This window comes from Clostridium sp. CM041 (genome assembly GCF_055081035.1).
Genome location: NZ_CM143648.1, coordinates 493144 through 511411, shown reverse-complemented (window position 1 = coordinate 511411; position 18268 = coordinate 493144). Strand labels below are relative to the sequence as shown.

Sequence of the window (18268 nt, the reverse complement as noted above, 5' to 3'; positions counted from 1 at the left end):
CATAGCTATTATACCTCTTTTAAAATATTTTATAATATTTTTTTGTATGTATTATTATAATTATTTGCAAATGAAAATAAGCTTTGAGCCATAAGGAATACTCCCTATAACTCAAAGCTGCTATATCCTGAAAAATCTTATTATAATATAATGCATATTAAGCTGCCATTACCCTCATTTATAATTCGTTGTAGAGTCTTTTGAATTTTCACTTGAACGTCATCAGGCATCTTAAACAGCTTACTTTGGAGGCCTTCTTTAACTAATACTTCTAAAGATTTACCAAACATATTACTCTGCCAAATTTGAGATTTATCATTCTCAAACTGTTCTAAAATGGATTTATAGAAATCTTCACTTTGCTTTTCTGTACCCATAATAGGTGATATTTCTGTTTGTATATCTGCCTTAATAAAATGAAGAGAAGGTGCAGATGCCTTTAATTTAACTCCATACCTCCCACCATGTTGCACAATTTCAGGTTCTTCTAATGTCATTTCTGAAAGCTGTGGAGCAACTAATCCATAGCCTTTTTCTTTAACATCTTTTAAAGCCTCTGAAATTTTATCATATTCTACTTTAGCTCTAGAGAATTCTCCCATTAATGTTAATAAATCATTTTCTCCTTTTATTTCACAATCACAAGTTTCGCCAAGTATTTTGTAAAATAATTCGTGTTTAGGAATTATATTAACTCTAGCAGTACCTTCTCCCATATTCATTTCATCAAGTATTGCAGAGTCTAAAAAATCAACTTCTTTAAATGTTAGTAGCGATTTATTTATATCCCTAACTTTAAAAATATCTTTACACGTATCTTTTAAGAACTTCATAAAGTTAATTTTTACCCAATGCTTAGAACTTAAGTTTTCAATCCATTCTGGCATATCTATGTTAATTTCTTTAACTGGAAATTCTTTAAGAATTCTTTGAAATATATTAGCTATATCCTCCTCTTTCATATTTACAACATCCATAACTTGAACTGGAACATCATATTTTTCTTCTAATTCTCTTGCTAAAACTTGTGTTTCAGGAGCATCTGCATTTTTAGAATTTAATACCATTACGAAAGGTTTATTAATGGATTTAAGTTCATCAACTACCCTTCCTTCCGCTTCTAAATATTCTTCCCTTTCTATGCCTGTGATAGAACCATCTGTAGTAATTAAAAGACCAATAGTTGAATGCTCATTTATTACCTTTTTTGTTCCAATCTCTGCGGCTTCCTCAAATGGAATTTCGTAATCATACCAAGGGGTTGTCACCATTTTAGGCGTCTCTCCTTCAGCATATCCTACCGCTCCTTTAACAATATACCCAACACAATCAACCATCCTTACTTTAAATTTAGTTCCCCCTTCAAACTCAATTTCAACTGCTTCGTTGGGTACGAATTTAGGTTCAGTAGTATGAATCGATTTCCCTGAACCACTTTGAGGAAGTTCATCTTTTGCTCTTTCTTTTTTATGAGGATTGTCTATGTTAGGAATTACCATAAGCTCCATAAATCTTTTTATAAATGTTGATTTTCCAGTCCTTACAGGACCCACAACACCTACATAAATATCCCCTTGCGTTCTCTCCGCTATATCTTTATATATATCAAAATTATCCAATATATACCTCCCAATACTTATTATTATCACTATAAATATATTTTAGAGATCAATGAATTATTACTATAGATTAAAAATATATAAAAAAAACCAATTTTTCATTAAATTTTTAATAAAAAATTGGTCTTTCCATACTAATAGTTTTCTTAAAACTCATCTTTTTTGTTTCTTGACATCAATTCGTATACCCCATATTTAGGGTCTTTACCTTCAAATAATACTTTGTATAACACATCCGTAATAGGCATCGAAATCTGCTCTTTTTCTTTAAGCTCATAGAAGGCTCTTACAGCTTTTATACCCTCTACTACCATCCCTATGTCTTCGCATGCCTTTTCCATTGGAACACCCTTTCCAATCAAAATACCAGCTCTTCTATTTCTACTGTGCATACTAGTGCAAGTTACTATAAGATCACCCATACCCGTTAAGCCATAGAATGTTTCAATTCTACCTCCGAGCTTTGTGCCTATTCGTATAATTTCACTCATTCCTCTTGTCATTAGCGCAGCCTTAGCATTGTCACCGTAGCCTATACCATCAGATACGCCTGCAGCTAGTGCAATAATGTTTTTAACTGCTCCACCTATCTCTACACCCACAATATCTTCATTAGTGTAAACTCTAAATTTACTAGACATAAATGCATCTTGCACAATACTTGCATACTCCATTTTTTTAGATGTAACTACTACCGTTGTAGGTATCTCTAGTGCAACCTCTTCCGCATGACTAGGACCAGAAAGTATTACTATAGGGTTACTTACGATTTCTTCCTCTATAACTTCTGAAATCCTTTTTGCTGAACCCTCTTCGATTCCTTTTGCAATGCTAACCACAATTTGATTTTCTTTTAGATGTGGTGCTATCATCTTACTTAAGCCTCTTATTGCATGCGAAGGCACCGCTAATACAATTAGCTCACTATCACTTATAACCTTTTCTATGTCCGTAAATGCTGTTACTCCTGCTGGCACGATAATGCCTGGTAAGTACTTAATGTTTTCTCTCTTAATGTTAATATCATCAATAACACTAAGCTTTCTATCCCAGATATTAACGCTCGCACCATTTTTGGCAAGCATTATTGATAATGCAGTGCCGAAACTTCCACCACCTAAAAACGCAACTTTTGACATTCTATTCCTTCCTTTCCCTAAATATAAGTCTTATCCCCGTTCCGATAAACTCAAAGCTATTTCTTAATTGATTTTCCAAATATCTTCCATAAGAAAAATGTAGTAAATTTTCATTATTTACAAAGAATACAAATGTTGGTGGTTTAGAGTCTACTTGAGTAACGTAGAATATTTTTAATCTTTTATTTGCCACTGTTGGAGGTTCTTTCATAAGTACAGCCTTATTTACAACTTCATTAAGTATTCCTGTAGAAATTCTTTTTGAATAATTCTCATAACATTCTTTAACTGTTTTTAATACCTTATGTACTCTTTGGCCTGTTTTCGCAGATATAAATAAATAAGGTGCATATGCCATGAAATTTAATCCTGCTTGCAATTTATTTTTATATTCAAGCATGGTTTTCGTATCTTTTTCAATAAGATCCCATTTATTCACTATAACAAAAATTGCTTTTTTCATCTCATGAGCATAACCTATAATTTTCTCATCTTGATCACTTAATTCATCCGTAGCATCAAGAATAAGTACTACTACATCAGCTCGCTCAACAGCAGCTAATGATCTAATAACACTATACCTTTCAATTCCTTCTTCTACTTTACTTTTTCTTCTTATTCCCGCAGTATCTATAAGAATAAATTTACCTTCTTCAGTTTCTATTTTACTATCAATAGCATCTCTTGTAGTACCTGCAATATTAGTTACTATGTTTCTTTCTTCTCCAAGTATTTTATTTATAAGCGATGATTTACCAACATTCGGCTTACCTACTACTGCAACTTGAATATATTCTTCATCTTCTGTGTTTGAATAAACACTTTCAAAATGGGCTACTACTTCATCTAGCATATCTCCAAGTCCAAGGGCTTGAGTTGCAGAAATAGCTATAGGAGTCCCTATACCCAAATTATAGAATTCAAAAGCATTAGCTTCTAGTTCAAGATGGTCTATTTTATTTACTACGAGTACTACTGCTTTTTTGCTTTGTCTAAGCATCTGCGCTACTTCAGTATCCGCACCTGTAAGTCCTTGTTTACCATCTACAATAAATATTATAACATCTGCTGTTTCTATAGCTATTTGTGCCTGTCTTCTCATTTGAGCTAAAATAATATCTTGACTTTCAATTTCTATACCACCTGTATCAATTAATGTGAAATTGTGTCTAAGCCAATCTGCATCTGCATATACTCGGTCTCTTGTTACACCTGGTTTATCATCCACTATTGAAATTCTTTTACCTGCCAACTTATTAAATAATGTAGATTTACCTACATTGGGTCTTCCTACTATTGCTACGATTGGTTTTGCCATTATTCTTCCTCCCGACTATTTTGGTTTATTATATGGATTAAATCTTCTCCTGAATAATCACATATTAAAATTTTTGTATTTAAGCTTTTTTCTAAATCACTTACCGTAATATCATCCAAGAATATTTGTTCCTCATAGTTTCCTAGTTCATATCCTTTTTTTAGCATATTGCTAGGAATTATTAAATAATCTCCTAGCTTTTCATCCCTAAGCTGCTTAATTATGTCATTTCCTGTTAAAAGACCCGCTACTGTAATAGTTTCTCCAAAAAAAACATTATTTATTTTTTTAACATCAGTTTTTATTTTATTATTACATGCTGTAATTTTCTCAGCTACCTTTAATATTTCTGAATAAGCTGAATGCCCTGTTACAAATGTAAAGCTTCCCTTATTATTCATCTTTAGGTTTGCTATATCTTTATCAATAACACTTCTAAGTAGTCTAATCATACCAATGCCATCTTCTAATTGATCATACCCATCATAAAACTCTTCTTGTGGTACATCACTATGTGCTACAACATAGAATTCATCAGACAATCGTATAAAAGGTGATCCTACTTCTCTAATATATTTTTCTTGTAATTGCTTTACACTTTCTATTTCCTTTGCTGCAGTATTTTTATCATACAATGTTAAATTAAATAAGCCTTTTCTATACTTTGTTATTCCAACTGGAACAACTGCTAAGTTTTCTATGCTAGGATAAAGTTTATATAAATCCTCTATGGTTTTTATAAGCTCTTCTCCATTATTAATACCTGGACAAGAAACTACTTGACAATTAATTTTAATACCCGCTTCAGCCAGCCTTTTTAACCTATCATAAACATTTCCAGCAAATTTATTGTTTAACATTATCTTTCTAAGCTCTGGATCAGTAGTGTGAACTGATACATTAATAGGGCTTATTTTGTATCGAATAATTCTATCTATATCCTCTTCCTTCATATTAGTTAAAGTTACAAAATTACCTTGAAAAAACGATAATCTTGAATCATCATCTTTAAAATACAAAGTTTCTCTCATTCCTTCTGGCAATTGGTCAATAAAACAAAATATACATTTATTATGACAGCTCATTGGTTTATCCAAAATAGCATCAACAAATTGGATTCCTAAATCCTCATCATATTCCTTTTCAAATTCAATCTCCCAAATCTCACCATCTATCTTTTCAATTTCAATTTCAAGAAGTTCATCTGTAATTAAAAATTTGTAGTCTATAATGTCTACTACGTCATTGCCATTTATACTAATTAATCTATCTCCTACTTCTAACTCAATTTCTTCTGCGATACTTCCTGGAAGTATCTTAGCTATTTGGTTTTTCATTTTTACCTCCTGCTCAACCATAACCTTTCATCTAAAAGGTTTTATGAGGAATTAGAAATATTATATTAAGATCAAATCACACCTTTAAATTTATAATAAGAAATTAGTTAAGTAATAAATTATAGTATTCCATTAAGTTATATTACATTAATTAAATACCTAAGTCAACGCTATTAGTCGTTAAAAGAAGAAAAAAAGCAAATTTCGCTCATTTTGCGGTTTTTTAGCTATCTTATACTAATGGATTTAAGCCTACTATGTAATTTACTACAGAATAAAAATACCTCCTAAGAAGGAGGTATTAAAATGCTTCTATGCAATATTTTCTAATAATTTTCTTACCATCTTCACTTTTAAAATACTGAAAAAGATCCTTTAAACTGTCTTCATTTTCTTTAGAATAATACATTTTTATTGGAACCCTAAGAAAGTAAAGTTCATTTTGCAAATTTGATTTAGTAATTTCAATACCATTTAATTTTAAAAATTTACTTTCTTTATTATACCACTGTCCAGGTATAAATCCTATAGAATTTTTATTCTGAGCAACAAAATTCTTCATCTCTTCTACACTTGATACATATTGAGTACTATTACCCATTTGTTCTTTTACAGGAGTATCCATTATCCTTATGTTAAATCCCTGCTGGACTGTATTTAACATATTTTTATATGCTACAGGTACTATTGTTTTTGATTCACCATTTAATTTTTCCCAGTTTACTATATTTCCAGTATATATTTTTTTTAATTCCTGAGTTCCCACACCATTCACTTTATTGCTAGCGTTAACAATAATCCCTATTCCATCACAAGCTAGCATGTCAGCTTCAATCCCCTTCTTATCTGGCTGAACATATCCAATTAAAACATCCCCTTCAGAATTATCTAATTTGTTAAAAGCACTTTCTTTCTCAGCAGATTCCACAGTAACTGCATGCTCATTATTCAAATTATAATCACGTGCTAAATCATTTACCAAAGGAAAAACTGTGTCTTCACAAATTATTTTAATACTTTTAGGCTCTTTTTCTTTGAATTCTGCACCTTTTTTACAACCCGCACTTAGCATTATCATACTAACGCAAAAAAATATAAAAAAGGTTCTTAGTTTTTTTTTCTTCATAATCACAACTCCACTACAATATTTTAAATTTGCGTTTATTGTAGTTTTTGTATTTTCTCTAAAAACTATTCGTTTAAATTAATTTTTTCACCAGTAACTAGATAAATTGTCCATTCACATATATTTGTTGTATGGTCAGCAATTCTTTCTAGCCACTTACAAATGAATATAAATTGAGTAGCTTGATTTACTGTATTTTGATCTTTAATCATCAATTGTAGTAGTTCTCTAAATACTTCCTTATATATAGCATCTACCTCATCATCCCGTTTGCAAACTGCATATGCCTTTTTAACATCTCCTGCCACATAGGCATCCAAGGCATCTCTTATCATAAGCACTACTATTTCAGCCATTTTAGGTATACTTACTAGTTGCTTTACATACTTTTCATCTTTTAATCTTAATGTGATTTTAGCAACATCAACGGCATGATCAGCCATTCTCTCAAGGTCCGTTACTATTTTTGTCATGGTGAAAATATTTCTTAAATCTATTGCTAAAGGCTGCTGCATAGCGATTAATTTTATTGCTTTATCTTCTATTTCTCCTTCCATCTCATCAACTATGTCATCATTCTTCATTATTTTTTCAGCTTTTTCGGTGTTTTGAGTAACTAAGGCATCGATGCAGTCATAAATTTGTTTTTCTACTATGCTTCCCATTCTAATTAAATCATTATGAAGTTCTTGAAGATTCGCATCAAATACTTTTCTTGCCATTAAATCACCTTCCTTATTATAATTTAGCCAAATCTTCCGGTAATATAATCCTCTGTTCTTTTATCTCGAGGCTTGTAAAAAATCTCCTCTGTTTTCCCATTCTCAATAATTTCTCCATTTAAGAAAAATGCTGTATAGTCAGAAATTCTGCCTGCTTGTTGCATATTATGCGTAACAATTATAACTGTATACTTTTTTTTGAGAACATCCATTAATTCTTCAACCTTTAAAGTTGAAATAGGGTCTAATGCAGAAGTTGGTTCATCCATCAGTAAAACCTCAGGTTCTACTGCCAAAGTTCTAGCTATGCATAAACGTTGCTGTTGTCCACCAGATAATCCTAATGCACTCTTTTTAAGCCTATCTTTTACTTCATTCCAAAGTGCAGCTCCCTTTAAACTATTCTCTACAACTTCATCAAGTTGTTTCTTATTAGTTAGACCATGAATTCTGGGTCCATAAGCCACATTATCGTATATTGACATAGGGAAAGGATTAGGCTTTTGGAATACCATTCCTATTTTCTTTCTTAAATCTATAATATCATAATCTGGATTGTATATATTTTTATTTTCGTATAATACTTCTCCATCTATTTTAACAGAATCTATTAAATCATTCATTCTGTTTATAGTACGTAAAAATGTCGATTTACCACAACCTGATGGTCCTATAAGTGCAGTCACCGAATTTTTTTCTATATTAATGTTTACATTTTTTAATGCTTGAACGTTGCCATAATATAGATTTAGATTCTTTGCTATAACAATTCCCATATTGTACCCTCCTTATTTACTTCCTGTATGAGATTCATATAATTTTTTACCAATTATTCTTGCAGATACATTAAAGATAAGCACTGCAATTATTAAAACTGCTGAAGCTCCATTTGCTATCTTAGTAGCATCAGGTACCATTCCTTCAGAATTCAGTTTCCATATATATACAGATAAAGTTTCAGCGGGCCTTAATAAACTATAAGCTGAAGCTTTACTAGTTAAACTTAAATTAGTAAAATTTAAAGTTGGTGCACTCATACCTGCAGTATACAGTAATGCTGCTGCTTCTCCAAATATTCTCCCTGCCGCTAGTATAACACCTGTTAGAATTTGAGGCATTGCAGATGGCAATATAACATTTTTAATAGTCTGCCATCTAGTTGCACCTAATCCTAAACTTGCTTCTTTAACACCAAAAGAAGCGGCTTTAATAGCATTTTCGCTAACTCGAGTAAGTCCTGGTAGATTTATTATAGTTATAGCTAATGCTCCAGCAATAAGAGAATATCCCCATCCTGTCATATTAACAAACACTAAAAGTCCAAATAGGCCAACTACTATAGACGGTAGCGATGCCATAGTCTCAATACTCAATCTAATAATATTTAATAGCTTGCCTTCTTTTGCGTACTCAGCTAAATATATTCCAGCCCCTACACCTAGTGGCACTGTTATTACAAGTGTTACTACAAGCAGATGTAACGAATTATATAATTGACGTCCAATACCTCCACCGGCTTCACCAATTTGTGGTTCGCCAAATATAAATTTTAAATTTAATGATTGCCTTCCATTATATAGTATATATCCTATGAGGCTTACGAGTAAAAGAATTACTAAAGCAGAAATTATATATAAAACTATGGTTGCTATTTTATCTTTAACTTTAGAACTCATTATACCTCACCTCTTTTTCCAAGTTTTCTAATTATAAGTATAAATACAAAGGATATTATTAGTAATAATAATGCCATTGACCATAACGCATCATTCCAAGCTGTACCATAGATTGTATTTGCCATATCCATAGTAAGTATGCTTGTTAATGTAGATGTGGTTCCGAGTAACCCCTTTGGGAATGCTACTGAGTTTCCTATAACCATTTGCACTGCTAATGCTTCTCCAAATGCTCTTGAAACTCCGAGTACTATACCTGTTAATATTCCACTTTTAGATGCAGGAATAATCACCTTAATTATAGTTTGCCATCTAGTTGCTCCAAGTCCATAAGATGCCTCTATATAATCTTTTGGAATGGTTTTTATAGCATCAGACGCAATACTTGTGATTGTTGGCAAAATCATTACGCTTATAACTAATACTCCTGCGAGTAAACTAAAACCAATTCCTCCGAACCAAAGCTTAATAATAGGCACTAAAACACTTACACCTATCCAACCATAAACAACTGAAGGTATTCCCACAAATAACTCTATGGCAGGTTGAAGAACTTTTGTGCCAAGTTTTGGTGATACTACATTCATAAACACCGCTAAAGCTACCCCTATCGGTGCACTTACTAGCACTGCAAGGAAAGACACTGCTGAAGACCCAAGAATAAATATCAAAGTTCCAAATTGAGGTGGTAAAGATTCTCCCCCCACCTCTGGATTCCAATCTCCAGAGAATATAAAATGAAATATTGAGTATCCGTGCTTTATAAAGGTATTTAATCCTTTAGTCGTTAGGAAAAATATGATTGAAAATGTAAGAATAACTATAACAGCACCACAAAATGTTGCAAATCCACGTCCTAAATTTTCATTCTTTAGTTTTAAAAATATTTTTTTCATATCATTTTTTTTCATATCATTGTACCTCAAAAAAATTATTTTAACGATACTTTAGAAGGAAAGTCCCCATATTTTCTATAATTGGTTACTTTCTACCCTAATAAAAATGAAACTTCGGTGAGGTTATAAATCTCCTTCTGAAGTCGTTAATATTGTTGAATCGAAAGTGATAATTTAATGCAAATTAAGACCGGTTTTACCCAGCCTTTAGAGAATATTAATCTCTTTTAACCTTCATATCCGCCATTGGAATATACCCTAATTTTGTTATTCCTGCCTTCATTTCATCACTTACCATATAATCCAAGTATGCTTTTGTTATTCCGGTAGGTTCACCTTTGGTATACATATGTTCATATGCCCAAATTTTATATTTATCTGTGCTTATGTTCTCTGCATTTGCAGAAACACCATTAATTTTTAGTACGGTTAACCCCTCCTTATTAGCTGCATCAGCGAAGTATGATAATGCTAAGTAACTTATTGCTCCATCTGTTTGTTTAACTGCTTGTTTAACAGCTCCGCTCGAATCTTGAGTTAAACCAGCGACTTCTTCCTTTTTATCTAAACCAAATTCTTTAAATGTTACTCTAGTTCCTGAAGATTTTGGTCTATTTATAACAGTGATTTTCATGTCAGCTCCGCCAACTTCTTTCCAGTTTTTTATCTTACCTGTAAATATATCTATTAATTGAGCCTTTGTTAAAGATTCAACTTTAGATTTTTGATTTGTTACCGCTGCAATTCCTATAACACATACCTTATTGTCTTTTAATTTAGTTGCGTCAATTCCTTCTTTATCCTTTGCATATATATCTGAATTTCCTATTTCTACACTACCTTCTAATACTAATTTAAGTCCAGTACCACTACCGCCACCTTGAACATTTACAGTCGCTCCTGGGTTTTTATCTAAAAAACTCTTAGCACCTAATTCAGCTAAAGGCTGAAGTGATGTTGATCCTGCTGCTGTTATTGTACCTGATAACTCATTTTTTTTAGTATCAGTTTTAGGTGCAGTTTTACTTGAACAACCCGTGGAAATTCCTGCTGTCATTGCAACTGCTAGTGCAGCGACCATTAATTTTAAGCTTTTTCTTTTCATTGATAATTCCCCCGTTCATTTATTTAGATTGTTTTATTAGCTACTCATTACATTTATAATATTATACCCCGAAAGTTAACTTTGTATTAAGGCAAAGTTAACTAAAGTTTAGCTAATGTTAATTAAACTTTACAATAAATAAAAATAAAGCTATCACGTTAATAACGCGATAACTTTATTTTTATTTAGCGTACGGAATTTCAACTATAAATTTACTGCCTAATCCTAACTGACTTTCCACATATATTTTTCCATTTAATTTAAGTACTATATGCTTAACAATAGCAAGCCCTAATCCAGTGCCACCTTTTGATCTTAAACGAGCCTTATCCACTCTGTAAAATCTCTCAAATATACGTGGAATTTGTTCTTTATCTATTCCAACCCCAGTATCCTTAACCCATAGAATGCATCTATTATCCTTGCTCTCCATTCCAATGCAAACACTATCTCCAGTTTCTGAGTAGTTTATTGCATTATCTACTAAGTTAATTAACATTTGTTTAAACCTATCAGCATCACCTATCACTTCTTTTACATTTTGCTGCTCAACTGTTAACTTGATTCCTTTTAATTCTGCTATGTTTTTCATTAAGTTGTAGACATTTTCTACAATTTTATTAATATTAATTTTTTCATTTTTAACTTCCTTTTGTTGTTCTATATGTGAAAGTGTTAAAATATCTGTACTTAATCTAGTTAATCTTTCAGCTTCTTCATTAATTATATTTAAAAACTTTTCCTTTGTGTCAGCATCATCAACATATTTTAGAGTTTCTGCAAACCCTTTAATAGAGGTTAAAGGCGTTTTAAGCTCATGAGAAACATTAGCAACGAATTGTGTTCTCATATTTTCCAATTTTTTCACCTCTGTAATATCTTGAACAACTGCCACAGTGCCTATATGTTCGTTTCTGTTAATTATATCTGTAGTTTTTATTCTAAGTTCTCTTTCTTGTGGCCAAACTATCTTTATTTCCTTATAATCATTATCACTTTGGTGGAATATATTTTCTAATTCAAAATCCCTTATATTATCCAGAAGATTCTGCCCTATAATATCTTTAGTGATTCCAAATGTTTTTTTAGCATATGGATTAATCATTATCACTTTATTTTTTCTATCTACAGCAATGACTCCACTATCCATACTTTGCAAAATAGCCTCTAGCCTGTTTTGCTTATCGGTAACTTCATTCAATGTAGACTCTAGTTTATCCGCCATCTCATTAAAATTCTTAGCTAGTTGTCCTATTTCACCATCTGATAATACTCTAGCTCTTCTATGAAATTCGCCCTTACTAATTCTTGAAGTAATAAAAATCAAGTCGGTAATTGGTTTTACTATAATATATGATAGTTTTAGAGAAAACCAAATTGACATTATTGCTGAAAAAATTATGGCTAAGATGTAGAGCTTAAAATATTTACTGCCTAATCCATTTACAATTTCAAGAGGCATAGAACTTCTAATAATAAACCCATCACCAAAAGTAGTTGCAAAATACATCATATTCCGATCAGTCGATTTACTATATCTCACAGTAAATCCGCCGCCACTTTTTCTTGCGTCTATTATTTCTTTCCTATCATTATGATCATCCATAGTTTCCCCGCTTATATTTGAATCATAGATAACCTTACCATTCTTATCAACATAGGTAATTCTTAGCTGCGAACTTTCTAAGTTCTCAATAAAAAATTTCTGGGGGTCTTTTAAATTATTACTTTGCAATAATCTAATAATCATATTGTTATTCATTTGAAGCTTCCCTTTTAGATTTTGCTGATATTCATAATTAAAAATAGACGTGAATAATGCAGTTACTAACACAAATATAAAAATCACAGTGCTTAACAAATATATAAGTAATTTTTTTTTCATAATTACTCTCCAAAATTAAATCTATATCCTATGCCCCTAATAGTCTGGATATACATTGGATTTTTATCATCTTCTTCGATTTTTTGCCTTAAATGTCTTATGTGAACGTCAACAGTTCTTGTTTCACCTAAGTATTCATAACCCCATATTTTATCTAATAAAAAGTCTCTAGTCATAACTCTTCCCTTATTCTTTATCAAAATTTCCAATAATTCGAATTCCTTTAATGTCAAATCAATTTTGATTTCACCTTTAATAACCTCGTGCTTACCAAAATCAATAATCAAATTTCCAACACTAAAAGATTTTTCGGCTACTTGCATATTAGTTCTTCTAAGCATGGCTTTGATTCTTGCTACTAGCTCCCTTACTGAGAATGGCTTTGTAATATAATCGTCTGCCCCTAGCTCTAGTCCTATTATTTTATCTATTTCTTCTGCTTTTGCTGTTATCATTATTATTGGCATATTTGACATAGATGAATCTTTTCTAATTTCCTTGCAAACATCTAGGCCATCCATTCCAGGTAACATTAAATCTAGTAACATCAATTGCGGCAATTGCTCTTTAGCAAGTTTTATAGCATCTATACCATTATTAGCACACATAACTTTATAACCATTTTTCTCCAAATTAAATTTAATTAACTCTTGTATATGTTCCTCATCATCCACCACTAATATTTTTTCTTCAGCCATGTTAATCCCTCCATATTTCAGCATTAGTTTATTGTTTTAAATGAACAATAATACATTTTCTTTTGTTTATTATTACTAACCTTAATATTACTCTAAATATCCTCACTAGTAAACTGTTCTGTTACTTACCTGATAGTTTCATATCATCAGCCTCTAATATATTTAACTCCTACGTCATAATTTTCTCGTAGTTTTTCAAGAAAAATCGAGTAGGAGCTAAATAATTAATTTATTTAGCGACCTCTCACACCACCGTGCATACCGTTCGGTACACGGCGGTTCAATAGAAATTAATGTTTTAATAAATATGTCTCAGATATAGAAACTAATCCTATATTTTTAAGGTATTTATTGGTCAATGTTTTGTTTAATATAGGGCTATTGGATGTTCTCCAATAGCCTTTCCTTGTATTTGCATATTGCAAAGCTTTATTGTTTGGTATTCCTAATTTAACAAGGTTCCCATATTTTGTTTTAATCTTTTTCCATTGTTTCCAAAAACACATTCTAATTCTTCGCCTTAACCATTCATCAAGTGTTTTAAGAATACTTTTAATGTCTGCAATAGCAAAATAATTTATCCATCCAACTATCACTTGCTTAAGTTTCATAAACCTATATTTCATGCTCATCGCATTACTTCTTGAAGTTAATTCTTTTAGCTTTGCTTTGAATTTGATTATAGGTTTTTGAGGAACTCTCATTCTGTATTCACCTTTTGCCCGGTAAAATGAAAATCCTAAAAATTTAAGTTTCCAAGGTCTATCTACTGTACTCTTTTCTTTATTCACTCTAAGCTTTAACTTTTCCTCAATAAATCTCGTAATACTCTTCATTACTCTATTTGCTGATTTCTCACTTTTGACGTATATATTCGCATCATCAGCATATCTACAAAAGTTTAGTCCTCGTTTTGTTAGTTCTACATCGAGTTCATGTAACATTACGTTACTTAATAATGGGGACAAAGGCCCGCCTTGAGGTGCTCCTTCTTCTGTATTCATAAATACCCCATTTATCATCACTCCACTTTGTAGATACTTTCGTATCAGAGAAATTACTCTACTATCTTTAATATCTTCCGATAGTATCCTTATTAATTTATCATGATTTATCGTATCAAAGTATTTAGAAAGGTCTATATTCACCGTCCATGTATGTCCAGCATTAATATATCCCCTACATTTTTCAACAGCTTGTTTTCCACTTCTTAAAGGTCTAAAACCGTAACTATTATCAGAAAATTTCTTTTCATATACTGGTATTAGAGTTTGTGATATCGCTTGCTGAATAACTCTATCTAATACAGTAGGTATTCCAAGTAGCCTAATTCCACCGTCAGGTTTTGGTATTTCTACCCTTCTTACGGCTAGAGGTCTATATCTACTTTCTAATAATGATTGCCTTAATTCTTGTCCATGCTCTTTTAGATAATGTAGAAGTTCATCTACTGTCAAACCATCAATCCCATGACTTCCTTTATTGGCTTTTACTCTTTTATATGCTTTATTCATATTATCTCTCGATAATATCTGCTCGAGTAAACCATTATCATATTCATTCACATCGTTTCTTCCTTCTTCTGACATAGAGGAAATACTATGCACTTCTACATTACCTTCGAGTTCCACTCTATTCTCTCGTAGAGAGCCTTCTTTATGAAGTTGTCTGCTTTTATCATATTTTCTCGTATCCTTCAAAATTCCAAAACCTCCTATTGTTCAGTCCTTCCCACGCTAACGCGTTTTGCATGGTACTATGACGTCTGCTGACTTCTGATAGTTCAGCCATACATCACTGTATGGGTTGTTATTTCTAAATTCATATCCACAACTTACCTATCAGATCTCCCCGGGTAAGAACGCAATCTTTCACTCCATCTATCTGCTACATTTACACCACTTGTTTCGAATAGTTTTGGGCTTCGTTTTGTATTGCAAACTTACCCACAAGCATATGCCTTATATGTAGTTTCTGTTCGTCAGACCGGAGTTTGGCCGCCAACTTCCTTCAGATTCCATCTCACGATGGACACCCTTGTCTTAAGCTATGCACTTGGCACTATTAACCCGTGCTAGGGACTTTCACCCATTAGATTGCGCCCATGCCGGGCGCACAATTATAAAAAAAATGCCTAAGGGCATTTTCATTCCTTAGACATTAATTTCCTTATCTCTTCCATGAATGTATTAATATCTTTGAATTGCCTATAAACTGAAGCAAACCTCACATAAGATACCTCATCTACATTTTTTAATATGCTCATAATGATTTCTCCTATATAATCTGATTTCACTTCTGTAAGCATTTCATTATTTAACTGCTTTTCTACTTCATCACAAATAGCTTCAATTTGTTTTCTTGACACCGGTCTCTTTTGGCATGCCTTAATAAGGCCATTTAATATTTTCGTTCTATCAAAATTTTCTCTATTAGAATCCTTCTTTATTACTAAAATAGGTACATCTTCCACTTTTTCATATGTAGTGTATCGCTTAAAACAACTTAGGCACTCTCTTCTTCTTCTAGTTGCAATATTCTCATCTGTTGATCTAGAGTCAACTACTTTACTTTCTTCACAGCTGCAATATGGACATTTCAATGGCCTTCACGTCCTTTTCATAGTATAGTTTGCAAATATACTAACATTATACACTTTTTCCTATTCGTTTTCTATATTTACATCACTACCATCTACAAGAATAACATCTACCCCAATTTTCTTTACTTTTTCCCAAGGTATCTCAACACTATTATTTTTATTGAACCAAGATGACTTTTGGGTTGGCATTAGGATTGAAATAATTCTATAGTCTTCACAATCAACTTTTAAATCTTTGATATATCCCATTTTTGAGCCTGAACTTATATCTATAATTTCCATCTGTCTTAAATTATTTATTGCAAACATTAAACTTTCCATTTTGTTCACCCCCAATAAGTTTTCATAAACCCGTTTTTTTAAACAGCTAGTCACTACTCTAGTCTATTTTTAGAGGCCTAGCACTTTATATTATTTATATTCATAAGTGATTAAAAATATTATTTATAATTAGAACATTTCTTTATTTGTTTCATTTTGCCTAATATTTAATTTTGAAATAATAATTTTAAAAATCGATTTCTAAAATAAAATTATAAAAAGGGTCCTGCTTTCGGCCCCTATACCATCTTATTTATTTCTTTTTGCAATCTTTTTATTATTCTTTTTTCAAGCCTTGAGATATAAGATTGTGATATTCCAAGTATGTCAGCCACTTCCTTTTGCGTTTTTTCTATGGTTCCATTTAATCCAAATCTTAATTGAACAATTTCTTTTTCTCTTGAATTTAAACGTTGCATAGCAAGCCAAAGCAATTGTTTATCTACATCTTCTTCAATTATATTATAAACCACATCGTTGTCCGTTCCAATAATGTCTGAAAGTAACAATTCATTACCGTCCCAATCAACATTTAGAGGCTCATAAAGAGAAATTTCTGTTTTAATTTTACTGTTTCGCCTAAGATACATTAAAATTTCATTCTCTATACATCTTGAAGCATATGTAGCTAGCTTAATGTTCTTTTCAGGATCAAAAGTATTAACTGCTTTTATAAGCCCTATGGTTCCTACAGAAATTAAATCTTCAACATTTAAGCCTGTATTCTCAAACTTCCTTGCTATATATACTACTAGTCTTAAATTTCTTTCAATTAAGGTAGCTCTCACCTGCTTATCACCTGTATCTAATTTAACTACTAACTCATACTCTTCATCCTTAGTTAAAGGAGGTGGCAATGCATCATTCCCTCCTATATAAAACAAATTGTTTGAAAATATTTTGAATTTAGCAAATAACTTGTTTAACATCACTTTAAATTTGAACATAATTTCCTCCCCATCTATATTATTAACACATAGCGATCATTTCCTATTAAATCATCTAACTGAGTATCCCTCTAGACATAAGAGCGTTATAGTCATTATCTTTGCTTAATTTATACTCACAAAATGCTATAATTACATCTCTTGTTTCAACATTCTTTTTATCAATATGAATATTAATATACTGTGGTTTAAACCCTATAAGCCTTCCACTAGTGCCATTCACTACATTATAAGGAATAAAGTATGAGTTATTTCTTTCAAACAACATTTCGCTTAATATATCCCGTTCAACAATTAATACTGGTAAATTGGTAGCTGGTTCACGAAGCTCATTTCCAGTATCTAAAAATGCCTTAATAGTTTTTTTATAGCTTTTATTTATTATATCAACAGTGTATATAAGTGTTGATATTTTTTTTCTATCTCCAATAAAAATCATGATCCTGTATATCAATATATAAATTATCATTACTGAAAGCATTAATTTTTCGTAAGGAAAATTTATTATGATAATATCAAATGACATATCTTTACTATTGTTCATTTGTATAAATAAACACATTCCTGCTAAAAGTATTGAATATAATATAAATATTAAAGAAGCCTTAATATTGAATAAAATGTTTTTTTCTCTAAAAACAATTAAAATCATTGCAACAGGTACTAATATTTTAAAAGGTAAATATGTCAAGTATCTAAGCTTTGGATAGACTACTGTTAAAACATATAAGCTGCCTATAAAACTTGAAAGACACATCCATATAAGATTTACTCTTTTTCTTAATGTTTGAACTGTAATATGCAATATGAATAGATTAACTATAAAATTCACTAATATAAGCACATCTATATATACTATCACTTGCTCTTCCTCCTT

At 31.4% G+C, this 18268-nt stretch carries 17 protein-coding genes; all 17 read right to left on the bottom strand.

Translation table 11 applies throughout. The annotated features are described in order from the left end of the window. Positions 1–140 precede the first annotated feature (140 nt). On the bottom strand, positions 141–1619 hold the full coding sequence (gene spoIVA, locus ACWJJT_RS02490) for a stage IV sporulation protein A (protein ID WP_462955956.1): 1479 nt from the start codon (positions 1617–1619) through the stop codon (positions 141–143). 146 nt (positions 1620–1765) lie between these two features. Further along, on the bottom strand, positions 1766–2758 hold the full coding sequence (locus tag ACWJJT_RS02485; RefSeq protein ID WP_462955955.1) for an NAD(P)H-dependent glycerol-3-phosphate dehydrogenase: 993 nt from the start codon (positions 2756–2758) through the stop codon (positions 1766–1768). 1 nt (position 2759) lies between these two features. Continuing rightward, positions 2760–4076, bottom strand: coding sequence for a ribosome biogenesis GTPase Der (gene der / locus ACWJJT_RS02480; protein WP_462955954.1), 1317 nt, complete (start codon positions 4074–4076; stop codon positions 2760–2762). Then, entirely contained in the window at positions 4076–5413 is a 1338-nt protein-coding gene (locus ACWJJT_RS02475; RefSeq protein ID WP_462955953.1) for a DUF512 domain-containing protein, read from the bottom strand. The genes der and ACWJJT_RS02475 overlap by 1 nt, the downstream gene beginning before the upstream one ends. A gap of 301 nt (positions 5414–5714) precedes the next feature. Then, the gene (locus tag ACWJJT_RS02470) at positions 5715–6539 is read right to left on the bottom strand and encodes a substrate-binding domain-containing protein (RefSeq protein WP_462955952.1); all 825 of its coding nucleotides are present in this window, start codon (positions 6537–6539) and stop codon (positions 5715–5717) included. Positions 6540–6604: 65 nt separating this feature from the next. Further along, a complete protein-coding gene (gene phoU / locus ACWJJT_RS02465; RefSeq protein WP_462955951.1) occupies positions 6605–7261 on the bottom strand; it encodes a phosphate signaling complex protein PhoU in 657 nt (218 codons plus the stop codon). Positions 7262–7284: 23 nt separating this feature from the next. Beyond that, positions 7285–8037 (bottom strand): phosphate ABC transporter ATP-binding protein PstB, encoded by a 753-nt coding sequence (pstB, locus tag ACWJJT_RS02460; RefSeq protein WP_462955950.1) that lies wholly within the window; start codon positions 8035–8037, stop codon positions 7285–7287. A 12-nt stretch (positions 8038–8049) separates the two neighbouring features. Continuing rightward, entirely contained in the window at positions 8050–8937 is an 888-nt protein-coding gene (gene pstA, locus ACWJJT_RS02455) for a phosphate ABC transporter permease PstA (protein ID WP_462955949.1), read from the bottom strand. Then, the gene (gene pstC, locus ACWJJT_RS02450) at positions 8937–9848 is read right to left on the bottom strand and encodes a phosphate ABC transporter permease subunit PstC (RefSeq protein WP_462955948.1); all 912 of its coding nucleotides are present in this window, start codon (positions 9846–9848) and stop codon (positions 8937–8939) included. The genes pstA and pstC overlap by 1 nt, the downstream gene beginning before the upstream one ends. 202 nt (positions 9849–10050) lie before the next feature. Then, positions 10051–10938 carry a phosphate ABC transporter substrate-binding protein gene (locus tag ACWJJT_RS02445; protein ID WP_462955947.1) on the bottom strand — a complete coding sequence of 296 codons (888 nt, stop codon included), beginning with the start codon at positions 10936–10938 and terminating at the stop codon, positions 10051–10053. 181 nt (positions 10939–11119) lie between these two features. After that, positions 11120–12823 carry a two-component system histidine kinase PnpS gene (pnpS, locus tag ACWJJT_RS02440; protein ID WP_462955946.1) on the bottom strand — a complete coding sequence of 568 codons (1704 nt, stop codon included), beginning with the start codon at positions 12821–12823 and terminating at the stop codon, positions 11120–11122. A gap of 2 nt (positions 12824–12825) precedes the next feature. After that, on the bottom strand, positions 12826–13521 hold the full coding sequence (locus tag ACWJJT_RS02435; protein WP_462955945.1) for a response regulator: 696 nt from the start codon (positions 13519–13521) through the stop codon (positions 12826–12828). Positions 13522–13811: 290 nt separating this feature from the next. Beyond that, a complete protein-coding gene (gene ltrA / locus ACWJJT_RS02430) occupies positions 13812–15221 on the bottom strand; it encodes a group II intron reverse transcriptase/maturase (RefSeq protein WP_258280593.1) in 1410 nt (469 codons plus the stop codon). Between the two features lie 446 nt (positions 15222–15667). Continuing rightward, complete coding sequence (gene nrdR, locus ACWJJT_RS02425) at positions 15668–16123, bottom strand: transcriptional regulator NrdR (RefSeq protein ID WP_462955944.1); 456 nt, start codon at positions 16121–16123, stop codon at positions 15668–15670. A 60-nt stretch (positions 16124–16183) separates the two neighbouring features. Next, complete coding sequence (locus tag ACWJJT_RS02420) at positions 16184–16444, bottom strand: YlmC/YmxH family sporulation protein (RefSeq protein ID WP_165412727.1); 261 nt, start codon at positions 16442–16444, stop codon at positions 16184–16186. A 239-nt stretch (positions 16445–16683) separates the two neighbouring features. Continuing rightward, positions 16684–17391 carry an RNA polymerase sporulation sigma factor SigE gene (sigE, locus tag ACWJJT_RS02415; RefSeq protein WP_462955943.1) on the bottom strand — a complete coding sequence of 236 codons (708 nt, stop codon included), beginning with the start codon at positions 17389–17391 and terminating at the stop codon, positions 16684–16686. 55 nt (positions 17392–17446) lie between these two features. Then, a complete protein-coding gene (gene spoIIGA, locus ACWJJT_RS02410) occupies positions 17447–18253 on the bottom strand; it encodes a sigma-E processing peptidase SpoIIGA (RefSeq protein WP_462955942.1) in 807 nt (268 codons plus the stop codon). Between the last annotated feature and the right edge of the window lie 15 nt (positions 18254–18268).